Annotated in this window: 13 protein-coding genes; 10 read left to right on the top strand and 3 right to left on the bottom strand. The window is 64.1% G+C overall.

Translation table 11 applies throughout. From position 1 onward, the window contains the following. Positions 1–74: 74 nt before the first annotated feature. Together RF638_RS01245 and RF638_RS01240 are read right to left on the bottom strand one after the other, a co-directional pair. Positions 75–1,256 (bottom strand): cytochrome P450, encoded by a 1,182-nt coding sequence (locus tag RF638_RS01245; RefSeq protein ID WP_259915421.1) that lies wholly within the window; start codon positions 1,254–1,256, stop codon positions 75–77. Between the two features lie 124 nt (positions 1,257–1,380). Beyond that, positions 1,381–2,340, bottom strand: a complete 960-nt coding sequence (locus RF638_RS01240) for a LysR family transcriptional regulator (RefSeq protein WP_202976196.1) — start codon at positions 2,338–2,340, stop codon at positions 1,381–1,383. 157 nt (positions 2,341–2,497) lie between these two features. Here RF638_RS01240 and RF638_RS01235 point away from each other — a divergent pair, with 157 nt between their 5' ends. The 6 genes from RF638_RS01235 to RF638_RS01210 all read left to right on the top strand — a co-directional run bounded on the left by RF638_RS01235 (position 2,498) and on the right by RF638_RS01210 (position 6,862). Beyond that, a complete protein-coding gene (locus RF638_RS01235) occupies positions 2,498–2,686 on the top strand; it encodes a ferredoxin (RefSeq protein WP_368841257.1) in 189 nt (62 codons plus the stop codon). Between the two features lie 5 nt (positions 2,687–2,691). Beyond that, complete coding sequence (locus tag RF638_RS01230) at positions 2,692–3,891, top strand: NAD(P)/FAD-dependent oxidoreductase (protein ID WP_368841256.1); 1,200 nt, start codon at positions 2,692–2,694, stop codon at positions 3,889–3,891. 63 nt (positions 3,892–3,954) lie between these two features. Beyond that, positions 3,955–4,536, top strand: coding sequence for an orotate phosphoribosyltransferase (gene pyrE / locus RF638_RS01225; RefSeq protein ID WP_368841255.1), 582 nt, complete (start codon positions 3,955–3,957; stop codon positions 4,534–4,536). Beyond that, a complete protein-coding gene (locus RF638_RS01220; RefSeq protein ID WP_368841254.1) occupies positions 4,529–5,179 on the top strand; it encodes a TrmH family RNA methyltransferase in 651 nt (216 codons plus the stop codon). The genes pyrE and RF638_RS01220 overlap by 8 nt, the downstream gene beginning before the upstream one ends. Positions 5,180–5,503: 324 nt before the next feature. Continuing rightward, on the top strand, positions 5,504–5,746 hold the full coding sequence (locus RF638_RS01215) for a hypothetical protein (RefSeq protein ID WP_238663143.1): 243 nt from the start codon (positions 5,504–5,506) through the stop codon (positions 5,744–5,746). 39 nt (positions 5,747–5,785) lie between these two features. Beyond that, complete coding sequence (locus RF638_RS01210) at positions 5,786–6,862, top strand: lipase family protein (RefSeq protein ID WP_368841253.1); 1,077 nt, start codon at positions 5,786–5,788, stop codon at positions 6,860–6,862. A 115-nt stretch (positions 6,863–6,977) separates the two neighbouring features. Here RF638_RS01210 and RF638_RS01205 read toward each other — a convergent pair whose 3' ends face one another. Next, positions 6,978–7,580 (bottom strand): TetR/AcrR family transcriptional regulator, encoded by a 603-nt coding sequence (locus RF638_RS01205; RefSeq protein WP_368841252.1) that lies wholly within the window; start codon positions 7,578–7,580, stop codon positions 6,978–6,980. Between the two features lie 114 nt (positions 7,581–7,694). Between RF638_RS01205 and RF638_RS01200 the strand changes: the two genes are divergently transcribed. The 4 genes from RF638_RS01200 to RF638_RS01185 all read left to right on the top strand — a co-directional run bounded on the left by RF638_RS01200 (position 7,695) and on the right by RF638_RS01185 (position 11,338). After that, on the top strand, positions 7,695–9,122 hold the full coding sequence (locus RF638_RS01200) for an FAD-dependent oxidoreductase (protein WP_368841273.1): 1,428 nt from the start codon (positions 7,695–7,697) through the stop codon (positions 9,120–9,122). 97 nt (positions 9,123–9,219) lie between these two features. Continuing rightward, positions 9,220–9,858, top strand: a complete 639-nt coding sequence (locus RF638_RS01195; protein WP_368841251.1) for a TetR/AcrR family transcriptional regulator — start codon at positions 9,220–9,222, stop codon at positions 9,856–9,858. Next, positions 9,855–10,631, top strand: coding sequence for a VC0807 family protein (locus tag RF638_RS01190; RefSeq protein WP_368841250.1), 777 nt, complete (start codon positions 9,855–9,857; stop codon positions 10,629–10,631). Before RF638_RS01195 ends, RF638_RS01190 begins: the two co-directional genes overlap by 4 nt. Further along, positions 10,628–11,338, top strand: a complete 711-nt coding sequence (locus RF638_RS01185) for an alpha/beta hydrolase (protein WP_368631308.1) — start codon at positions 10,628–10,630, stop codon at positions 11,336–11,338. Before RF638_RS01190 ends, RF638_RS01185 begins: the two co-directional genes overlap by 4 nt. The last annotated feature ends 1 nt before the right edge of the window (position 11,339 follow it).

Here is an 11,339-nt window from a genome sequence, read left to right as displayed (position 1 = left end):
CTTTAGGAGGCCGACGCCGCCCGGGCACCTTGCGTGGGCAAGGCGCCCGAGCGGCGTCGTCGAACCGCGATGGACTAGGCGCGCACGATGTCCGTCACCAGGATGCTCTCGTAGGAGCGCGTGGTGTTAGTGATCTTGCGCGTGAAGTCGCTGACCGAGTAGCTCTTGATGTACTTGGCGAGTGAGCCGAGCGCCGCGTAGGCCTCCAAGCGCGCCAGTCCCTGACCCGCGCAACCGTGGATTCCGTACCCGAAGGTCAGGTGATCCACGGGATTGCGGGTGACATCGAAGGTATCCGCGTTGGGGTAGTGGCGCTCATCGCGGTTGCCGCCGGCGAGCAGTAAGGCAACCTGGGAGCCTTCCGGGATCACGACGTCGTCCACTTCGACGTCCCGCATCGTCTTGCGGCCCGTGGCGGGCAGCGGGGAGTGCATGCGCAGCACCTCGTTGAACGCGGAAGGGACCAGCGCGGGGTCCTCGCGAACCTTGGCGTACTGCTCCGGGTGCTCGGCGAACAGCATGATGGCGTTGCCGATCGAGGCGATTGTGGTGTCCATACCCGCGGCGACGTACTGGTGGATGATCATGCCGCAACTTTCGTAGGCGATGTCCCCGCGCTCGGCGGCGGCGAAGATACCGTGTCCCATACTGCCCTCGGTGAGATCCGAGACCTGGATGTTGTGAGTCCAGTCGAAAAGCTCCTTGGCCACCGGAAAACTGTTCTGGGCGCGTTCATTCATTGGGCCGAGGAGGTTGAATGCGGCCTCACCCCAGGTGAGGATCTTGGCGCGGATCTCCGGATCCTTGATGCCGATCATGTCCACGACCACGTTGAGTGGAAGGGCGCGGGCGAGGTCCTGCATGCCGTCGAACTCGTCTTGTTCCGCCAGCTCGCGGACCATGGTGTCCGCCTTGGTCTCGATGTCAGCTTTGACCGAACGCAGCGCACGCGGGGACAGGTTCTGGGACAGCACCTTGCGCAAGTGCTGGTGATCCGGCGGATCCGTGGCCAGGGTGGTGCCCTTGAGCACCTCGTTCATCTGGGGGTTGAAGGCCACCGCGGTAGAGGAAAACGTCCCCGGATCGCCCAATGCCTCGCGGACCGCCTCATAGCGGGTGACGGCCCACAGCTCACGAGCCGGGATGTACACGGCAGCGGCCTGATCCCGAAGGCGCCCGTAGGCCTCGTACGGGTTCTCCAAGACTTCGTCGGCAAAGATGTCCACGCTGTCCTGAACAGCCGTTTCCGTTGTCATGATTGACCTTTCGGGTCTGAGTCACAAATGCTCACTCACCCTGGAATCGAGGGGTGTGTGGTGCATCACAGTCAACGGCGTGGGGCCCTATCCGGCAAGTGAATTATTCTTATGGCCAGCATTCTTAGTGTGCATACCCACTGGCGGTAGCGGTCTTGAGGGTGCCCCCGAGCCACTGGCGGAACGGGTCGTCCTGGAGCCACGGATTCCAGACGATGTCCACTCCGAGTGAGGGGATTTCCAGCGGAAACTCTGCCACGTGTATGTCCGTGACCGGGTCCATGAGTTCGGCAGTGCTCCTGCGGTGCAGGGCGATCAGATCCCGCCCCGAAACCAGGTGGGGGATCAGCAGGTTGTCGTTGATGCGCGTGCGCACCGAGTACTCGACGCCGTGTTCGTGGAGTGCTTGATAGGGCCGCGAGATGCGCGGGGCGTCGAACATCACGTGGGGCAGGGTGGCCAGCAGCTCCAGCGCATTCTCGTTGGTGAGAGCAGAGGAGCCGGAAATCACCACCCAGCGATCGTCGTAGAGGCGCTCGCGCGGATGACTCGTCGTGAAGGCCTCGGGGAGCAGGATCGCGTCCACGTTGTCCTGGGTGAACAGCGAGTCGGACGGATTGGCGGTGGTGATCATCCGCAGAGTGCAGTTCGGCGCCCGTTCCGAGATCCCACGGCAGATGTCCGACCCGGCGACAAGAGCTGTGCTCGTGCTCAACGCGAGCGTGATCTCCCGATGACTGGTGCCCGGTTCGAAGGTGGCTTCATGGACGAGGGTGGTGCTCTGACGCACGAGGTGCTTGAGCGGACCCAGGAGTTCCTTGGCGCGGGGCGTCAGCAGGGACTCGTTGCCCCGACGAATCAAGATGTCGTCCTTGAGCATGCGACGAATCCTGCGGAGCGCGTGGCTCATGGCCGGTTGGGACAGGCCCACTCGCTGCGCCGCGCGGGTCACCGATTGTTCCTCGATCACCGCCAGGAGCGGGACCAGCAAATTGAAGTCCATGGCGGCGGCCCGCGCGAGTTCCGTGTCCTGCGGTTCGGTTTCGGCGGGGTTCGACGACGTCGCTCCGGCTGATTTTTTCACGGCTCTCTTTCTGTGGGTAGCACCCGGGGTTATTCACAACGTGAATGCAACTAATGATATCTATGCATTGGACGCACTGTGTGATCTGGGCAACACTCGAAAGGAGTCGCCGGTTGGCGGCCCATGGCAAGACAGCACGCGAGTAGGAGGACACCTCATGCGGATTGAACTGGATCAGGCCCGTTGCGAAGGTCACGGATTGTGTGAAGAAGCGGCACCGAATCTCATGCACCTGGACGACGATGCCGAACTGATCATTGACGTTCCCGAGGTCGAGGGTGACGACCTGACCAAGGCCCAAGCTGCCGTGCGGGTGTGCCCCGTGGCCGCTCTGCGATTGGCGTGATCCCTATGGCCCAGCACGCTCCCGCGGACATGAACCGAATCGTGGTGGTCGGCCACGGCATTGCCGGTGTGACCGCCTGTCACGCGCTGCGCGACGCGGGCTTCACCGGCCACCTGACAATCGTGGGCGATGAGAGTCATGCACCGTACAGCCGGCCGGCACTGTCCAAGGCGGCGCTCGTGGACGGGCAGGATCTTTCGGCACATCTGCTGCCGGAAGCCACTCACGGCGGGGTGGCATTACAAGGAGTTCCGGCTTGTAGCGTGGACCTGGCGGAGCGCACGGTGACGCTTGAGGACGACACCGACGTGGCCTTCGACGGTCTGGTCATCGCAACGGGTGCCGGTGCTCGAAAACTGACCGACAGCCCGCACGAGCTGACCCTCCGCACCATGGATGATGCGGAAAACGCGCAGTCCCGTTTCATCCCGGGCCAAGACGTGGTGGTAGTCGGCGGCGGTGCACTCGGCATGGAACTGGCCTCCGGTGCCCTGGAGCGAGGGTGCCACGTAAGCGTGGTGTGTTCCGGAACTCCCATGACGCGCCACCTCGGTGAGTACTTGGCCTCGGCAATCACCGTCGTCGCCAGGGGCAAGGGCGTGCGGTTCATTGACGCAACCGCGGTGTCGGCAACCGCGGATCAACAATCGACGGTTGTGGAGCTCAGCGACGGGTCCCAGATCACCGGCGACGTTCTGGTCACGGCAATCGGCGATCATGCCCATGACCGCTGGCTGGAGGGATCCGGTCTGCTCAATGGCGACCGCGTGGTGACAGATTCCCGCGGCCGCGTTCTCCACGAAGACGGCACGGTGTTGCCGCATGTCGTGGCAGCCGGAGATATCGCGCACTGGGAGGGTCAACGTCAGCCACTGTGGACCACCGCGATCGAGCACGCCAAGGTTGCTGCTCTCGCGCTACTGCGCGGTGATCTGGCGGAGCCGCTGAACTTCATCCCGTATTTCTGGACCGAGCAGTTTGGGCTGACCATTCGTGTCATGGGACGAGTCCCCGTCCACGGTGCTCCCGAGGTGATCGACAGTGGCGCACCCAAGAGCGCGCCCGATGGCCAAGCCGTGGACCCGCACCGTGCGCTGTTGCGCTGGCAGTCCGAGGACGGATCGGGCACCGCTGTGGCCGTGAATTACAAGATCCCGATTCCCAAATTGCGGAGGCTGACCGAGCGGAAGGCGGCCGCCGCGTGAAGTCTCCGAGCGGCGTCGTCACTGACCGTTCTCAAACCCGGCCTGGGACGTAAGCTGGACGGCATGAGCACCAATTTCTCCCCTGTGGATCTGGACACCGCTCGCGAGCGACTGCGCGACCTCATCAAGGGCCTGGCCGTAGTGCGCGGAAACGTGACGCTGGCCAGCGGCATTCAGGCCGATTACTACGTGGATCTGCGCCGCGTGACCCTGCATCACGAGGCTTCGCGCTACGTCGGTCAGGTCATGCTCGGCCTGCTGGACAAGGCTGGCATCGAATTCGACGCCGCCGGGGGCCTCACCATGGGCGCGGACCCGGTCGGTCACGCCATCATGCGCACCGCCGGTGATCAGGGCCGCGAGATCGACACGTTCGTGGTGCGCAAGGCACAGAAGTCCTACGGCATGGGCCGTCAGGTGGAGGGCCCCAGCGTGGTGGGTCGCAACGTGGTGGTCGTCGAGGACACCTCGACCACCGGTGGCTCCGCGCTGACCGCGGTGGAAGCCCTGCAGAAGGCCGGCGCGAACGTGGTGGCGGTGGCTGTGATCGTGGACCGCCGCACGGGTGCCAAGGAGCGCATCGAAGAATACGCGGGAGTGCCCTGCCTGTACGCCTACTCGAAGGATGAGCTGGGGCTTGACTGACCCGGCCACCACTTCTGAATCCAATGTCGAACACGTGGTGGGCGTGGGCCCATGGGAAGGTCCGTGGCCGGAAGGTGACCACTGGGACCGTGAGTTACTCGAGAACGGGGATCGTCGCAACGTCGCGGACGGTTACCGCTACTGGGCCATGGACGCGATCATCGCGGACCTGGACACGCGGCGTCATGAATTCCACGTGGCTGTGGAGAACTGGGAGCACGACTTCAACATCGGTTCCGTGGTGCGCACCGCCAACGCGTTCCTAGCGCGCGAGGTCCACATCGTCGGACGACGCCGCTGGAACCGTCGCGGAGCCATGGTCACCGACCGCTACCAGCACGTTCGCCATCACCCCTCCGTGCCGGAGTTCATCGAGTGGGCGAAGTCCGAGGGGCTGCCGGTACTGGCCATCGACAATGTTCCGGGATCGGTGCTGATCGAGACGTTCGACCTGCCCAAAAAGTGTGTTCTGGTGTTCGGCCAGGAGGGCCCGGGGGTGTCCCCGGAAGTCATCGAGGCCGCAGACGCTGTGTTGGCCATCGAGCAGTTCGGTTCCACTCGTTCCATCAACGCCGGCGCCGCCGCGGCCGTGGCGATGCACGCGTGGATCCGTCGGCACGTGTTCGAGCAGCGCGTGAACTGAGTCTTTCCGGTGCGACGCGGGCGGTCCGACGCGTGTGATCTGCTGCGTACCGAATAACCACCGTGAACATCTGAGCACAGGTTTGTTGGCGAAAACCTTTCGGGCAGAGGTTCGCACGAGAATGGCATCTTTTTCGCGAACTCCCGCCTTAGATGTCGGGGTTCACGGCCGGTGCTCGAAACCCTGACGTAAATCTTCGACAAATCGCGTTCCGCCGTCTCACTACCGAAAACACCTCTGAGCCGTTCACCATTTAAGGGGACATCCCCCTAGTTACTCATCGGTTACTGTGGGCCATATCACATTTTGATAACGGAGGTTCTCGTGGCTCACAGACCCAGTTCGACCCGCGCGTCCATTCATTGGAAAGGTGCGCTCGCCGCCGTCGCGGGTGCGTGTCTGATCCTGGCCAACATGGCGCCCGCCCACCCTGCCGAGGACGGACTGGCGGAGATGCCACCGGCCGAGCAGGCTCAGATCCTGGAAGAAGCCGGGGTCGACCAGTCCGATCTGGAGCGCGATCGCGCGTTGAAGGAACTCTCCGAGACCACGGATACCGACTTCTAGTCGACGCCCGCGCAACTGCCCGCCAATAACGGCGATCTGGTGCGGCAGGAGCCCGCCAAGTTCTACCTGGATCCGGTCAAGCTGATCCAGCCCAATGCCAAGGCCACCCGGATCATGTACCGCACCACCAACAGTCATGGTCAGGCGGTGGGAACTACCGGAACGGTGCTGGCCTCCAACGCCACGTGGCCCAAGAAGGGGCCGCGTCCCCTCGTGGTGTTCTCACCGGGCACCCAGGGTATGGCCGACCGCTGCGCACCATCCCGGCAGATGGCGCTGGGTATGGAGTATGAGGGCTTTTCCCCGATAGGTCTGATCAACGCCGGTTACTCGGTGGTGGTCCCGGACTACATCGGCCTGGGTACCGAGGGGCCGCACACCTACATGAATCGCGTGGATCAGGCTCACGCGGTGCTCGACGCCGGTCGCGCCGCTCAGCGGGCAGGGATTCCCGGCATTGCCGCCGAGACTCCCGTAGCCATGGTGGGCTATTCGCAGGGTGGAGGCGCCACGGCGTCGGCGGCGGAAACCGCGCCCACGTACGCGCCGGAACTGAAGGTCAAGACCGCATGGGCCGGTGCCCCGCCGGCAGACCTGTCGGCCACCGGCAAGCACATTGATTCCACGCTGTTCTCCGGGCTGGCGTTCTACGTGATGGGTGCGGCCACGGAATCGGGCGCGGACGCTCGCGGTGATCTCAATGCCGATGGCCTGGCCCGCTACGCCAAGGCACAGGATTCCTGCATTATCAACGGGGTGCTGGACCACGCCTTGGTGCCCACCAGCTCGCTCACCAAGGACGGCAGCACGTTCACCCAACTCTTGGGTAAGCCGGAACTGGCCGGCTACCTTGCGCAGCAGACCAACGGCACCGAAGGTAGGCACCCGGCCGTTCCGGTGCGTATCGCGCACGGCCCCGCCGACGACGTCGTGCCCTACCGTGCCGGACGCGAACTCGCCCAGCGCTGGTGCGCCTCTGGTGCGAATGTTTCGTTCCAGACCCTGGTCACCCCGACGCACTTGGGCGGCTACCTCGAAGGCGTGCCGGCCATGCTGACCCACCTGGATGCCCGGTTCAATGGTTTGCCCCAGGTGAGTTCGTGCTGGCGCTTGTGAGCGGGGCTCCTGGCACCGCGCGATGTCGCTGACCGGCTGGCCAGTTCGCCAACTGTCGAGTCAGCCGTTGGCGGCGTGACGCGGTAAAGGGTGCGTCAGGCCATGGGTCGTGGCGTCACGTGAGGTCAAGCGCCGCGCGCGCCGTGCGCAGGGCGACCCGGGCGTAGTCCGGATCGCCCGTTCCTGCGGCGGTCGAGATGGCGCCTTCCATGAGCACGAACAGTGAACTGCCGGCTTCGGTCGAGCCACCGATCCGGTCCATGTAGGACCGCACATGGCGATCATGGTCCCGGATGACTCCCTGGGCTTCTTCACTTAGCCGCTCGCCGCGGGTGTTGGCGATCCCGCAGCCCACGAAATCGGGCGTTGCGAACCAGTCGCCCAGCCAGGTGAACAGCGCGGTAACGGCGGCAGTGCGAGCGGACTCGTCCAGAGCGCCGTCGTTGAGAATGTCAGGAACTGCAGCGGTTACGAATTCTTCCAGCAAGCGGGTCCATCCCGCGTGGGTCGACCGAAGGTACGCCGTGACCAGTGATTCCTTGGACGGATAGCGGGCATAGAGGGCTTTGAGGCTCACGCCGGCCAGCTGGCGGATGTCCTGAATCGAGACGTTGCCGATTCCGCGGCGATAGAACAGGTACGCGGCCGCGCGGAGGATGGGGTCATCCGTGAGCTCCGCGTGGGCGGCAAGCGGGGCGAGGTCGGCTGTCTCGGTCACGGTTCTGATGTGCCCCTTTGCATGGAGAATGGTAATTCTCTATGCTAGCTGGAGAACGACCATTCTCCGAACGATTCGGTTCGGGCCGAGAGAAGAAGGAACCCCGTGAACGCCATGCCGTCCGTATCCACCACCGACACCTCCGAGCTGGAGGCGCAGGAACCCCGCCGGCTGGACGTGGACGTTCTGGTTATCGGTTGGGGCAAGGGTGGCAAGACGTTCGCCGGGAAGATGGCCGCCGCCGGTAAGAGCGTGGTCATGGTCGAGCAAAGTGCCGCGATGTACGGTGGCACGTGCATCAACATCGGCTGCGTGCCCACCAAAACGCTGATCCACTCGGCTTCCGAGAAGCGCGCGGCGGACGGCGATCAGAAGTTCTTCGAGGATGCCGTCGACTACCGGGATTCCCTGATCGGCAAGCTCAACGACGTGAACTTCCACATGCTCGCGGATCAGGACACGGTGACCGTGGTGGACGGCCGCGCCTGTTTTGTGGGCCCCCGCGAAGTTGAGGTCACCCCGTCCGTGGGTGGTCGTGGCCTGGCCGAACACTTGCGCATCACCGCCGAAACCGTGGTCATCAACACCGGAGCCACGCCTGTCATGCCTCCCATCGAGGGCATCGACCTGCCGGGAGTTTACGACTCCACCTCCATCCAGCACGCGGAGCCATTCCCGCAGCGACTGGCAATCATCGGCGGCGGGCCTATCGGCCTGGAGTTCGCTTCGATGTTCACGAACTTTGGATCAGAGGTCACCGTGATTGCCCGCGGCGAGACGATGTTGCCGAGCGAGGACCGCGGCGTGCGCGGCGTCGTCGTCGACGTGCTGACCGACGCGGGAATCACGCTACGGACGAACGCGTCCGCGGAAGCGATCGAGACCCGCGACGGCGGATTGGCCATTACCTTGTCCGGCGGCGGGTCCATCGAGGCCGACGCCGTTCTGGTCGCCACCGGGCGCAGGCCCGCCACCGAGGGGCTCAACTTGACCGCGGCCGGGGTCGAGGTAGACGAAAAGGGTGCGGTCATCGTGGACGATCACCTGCGCACGACGGCCGAAGGCGTCTATGCCATGGGCGATGTGCACGGCGGCCCGCAGCAGACCTACCTGTCGCTGGACGACAGTCGCGTGGTGATGAGTGCGCTGACCGGGGATGGTTCGCGGCGCGTGTCCTCGCGCGTGGCTGTGCCGACCACCACGTTCCTGACGCCGCCGCTGTCGGCCGTGGGTATGACAGAAGATGCGGCCCGCAAGGCCGGGTGCGCAGTGAAGGTCGCGACGGCGATGGTGGCCGACATCAAGGCCATGCCGCGCCCCAAGGCCGTGCAGGATCCGCGCGGCGTGATCAAGTTTGTCGTCGATGCCGAAACCGACCTGGTGCTGGGCGCCCGGTTGTTCCATGTGGACTCGCAAGAGGTCATCAACCTGGTGGCACTGGCCATGCGCGCCGGAGTGACCGCGAGCGAACTGCGTGACGGTATCTGGACGCACCCCTCTTCCACTGAAGCCCTGAACGAGGTTCTGGGACAGCTGGAGTAAGACCGGGCGCCCCCGCGGTCGGGCGGGGGCGTTCCTGCTTGATTTTCGGACAGAACTCGTTCTATCCGTTTCTGACCGATTGGTCTATGATTAGACCATGCGGTCAAACAGTGTGCAGACGAGTTCGAATCCCACCTTCACCGAGTCGGCTCGCCGGACTCAGATCATGAAGTGCGCCATCGAGGTGCTGGCGGAATCCGGGTACTCGGGCGCGTCACTCGCGGAGATTGCGCGGCGGGCGGGCATCAGCAAGAGCGTGGTGCTGTACTACTTCTCCGGCAAGGACGATCTTCTCTCCAGCGTGGTGTTCGACGTGTACGGACGAGCGGGTCAAGCCATTACTGAAGCGCTGTCCCACGAAGCGAGCCCCGGCGACAAAATTGCGGCCTACGTGCGGACCAACCTGCATTTCTTGGAAGAGCACCCGGCCGACATCCGGGCCGTGGTGGAAATCGTCTCCAATGCGCGCGGCTCGGACGGTACCCACAGTTTTGTTCCTCAGGGCGAAGACCCGGTGCTCGCACACTTTGAGCAACTCTTGCGTGAAGGCCAGGACGGCGGGGAGTTCCGAGAGTTCGACCCGCATCACTTGGCGATCATCATCAGGAGCGCCATCGACACCGCATCCGGGCGATTGGTCGCTGATCCGTCATTCGACCTGGCCGCGTACACTCGCGAACTTCTCTCCGTGGTGGAGCTCGCGACAGGTATCCACCGAAGCGAGGAATCATCATGAAACGCGTTGCGAAACCACCGCCGGTAAATCGTCAGTCACCGGTTGTCGATCATCAACCGCCCACTCCGGACAAGCCGCCACCGGACAAACTGCCTGCGCAGGAACGATCCACGGGCCAGGTGCCTCCGGAGAAGCGCAAGCGGGCCGTGGCCGGGATGATCGGGATCGACCTGGTTCTACCCTTCGCCATCTACTACGGGTTGCGGTTAGCCGGCGCGGATCCGTGGTTGGCACTCATGCTCGGCGCGGTGGGGCCGCTGGTGCGCATCGCAGTCACCACCGTCCGCACCCGCCGGATCGACCGACTTGGTGTCTTCACCCTCAGCGTCCTGGCCATCGGAACGGCCGTGGGGATGTTCAGCGCCGACCCCCGGCTACTTCTGGCCCGGGAAAGCTGGCTCACCGCGCTCATCGGTTTCTGGATCTTGATCTCACTGGCCGGCCGACGCCCCATTCTGTTCGAAGCCACCATCGCCGTGATGCCGGCCGACGCCGCCACCCAGTGGGAACACGACTGGGACACCAACCCGTTCTTCCGGAAAATCTTTCGCACCATGACCCTCGCCTGGAGTATCGCCTTCATCCTGGACGCTGTGGCTCGCGTAATCATGGCCTATACGTTGCCCATTGATGTGGTTCCTATCGCGAGTATCGGTCTGCTTCTGGTCATGCTCTTCGCGATCGTCTACGGGACCAAGTTCTATGCGGGGCGCAAGCTGGCCGCAGACGGGCCGCAGCAGTCTTCCTCGGCTGAAACGAGAGGTGCGTTATGAACGCCCCAGAGAATCCGTCACCCACAACAACCTTCGCTCTCATTCCACCCGCCGCGAGCACGCCCTGGTACTGGCACCTGGTGGCCGATGAACTGCGTGAAAGAGGCCACGGCGTGATCACCGTCGATCTTCCGTGCGCCGACGACTCGGCCGGTCTTGAGGCATATGCGGACATTGCAGCGCAGACCATCGGCGATGCCCGGGACGTGGTCATCGTCGCCCAGTCGCTAGGCGCCTACACGGGGACGCTCATCGCCGACCGGGTAAACGCCCAACTGCTCATCCTGTTGACGCCCATGATCCCCCTCCCGGGGGAGTCGCCGGGCGACTGGTGGGAGAACACCGGATATGCGCAGGCCAGGCAAGAGCAGGCCGCGCGGCTCGGATGGGCACCGGAGCAGGATGACGATCCACAGAATGTCTTCTTCCACGAGCTCTCCGATCACATGGTCGAAGAGGTTACGGCGCACGCGGTCGGCCAGTCAGGACATCCGTTCCAGGACCCACTGCCGCTCGAGACGTGGCCTAACACCCCAACTCGGGTGCTGATCTGCCGGGACGACAGGTTCTTTCCCGTAGATTTCCTCCGGAAACTGACCCGGGAACGTTTGCAAATCGATCCGGACGAAATGGGTGGCGGGCACCCCGTCGCGCTCAGTAGGCCGGTGGAACTCGCGGACAAGCTCGAGGGGATCTGGCGGAAGTGAT

It is taken from the genome of Kocuria sp. CPCC 205235 (assembly GCF_040980905.1).
Classification (GTDB): domain Bacteria; phylum Actinomycetota; class Actinomycetes; order Actinomycetales; family Micrococcaceae; genus Kocuria; species Kocuria carniphila.
Note: the sequence above shows the minus strand (reverse complement) of the source record. Positions and strands in the feature narration are given on the sequence as shown.

Excerpts from the sequence above, each read along its gene's own strand:
- RF638_RS01245 (WP_259915421.1), bottom strand. The coding sequence starts at position 1,256 with ATGACAACGGAAACGGCTGTTCAGGACAGCGTGGACATCTTTGCCGAC.
- RF638_RS01235 (WP_368841257.1), top strand. The coding sequence starts at position 2,498 with ATGCGGATTGAACTGGATCAGGCCCGTTGCGAAGGTCACGGATTGTGT.
- RF638_RS01230 (WP_368841256.1), top strand. The coding sequence starts at position 2,692 with ATGGCCCAGCACGCTCCCGCGGACATGAACCGAATCGTGGTGGTCGGC.
- pyrE (WP_368841255.1), top strand. The coding sequence starts at position 3,955 with ATGAGCACCAATTTCTCCCCTGTGGATCTGGACACCGCTCGCGAGCGA.
- RF638_RS01200 (WP_368841273.1), top strand. The coding sequence starts at position 7,695 with ATGCCGTCCGTATCCACCACCGACACCTCCGAGCTGGAGGCGCAGGAA.
- RF638_RS01195 (WP_368841251.1), top strand. The coding sequence starts at position 9,220 with ATGCGGTCAAACAGTGTGCAGACGAGTTCGAATCCCACCTTCACCGAG.
- RF638_RS01190 (WP_368841250.1), top strand. The coding sequence starts at position 9,855 with ATGAAACGCGTTGCGAAACCACCGCCGGTAAATCGTCAGTCACCGGTT.
- RF638_RS01185 (WP_368631308.1), top strand. The coding sequence starts at position 10,628 with ATGAACGCCCCAGAGAATCCGTCACCCACAACAACCTTCGCTCTCATT.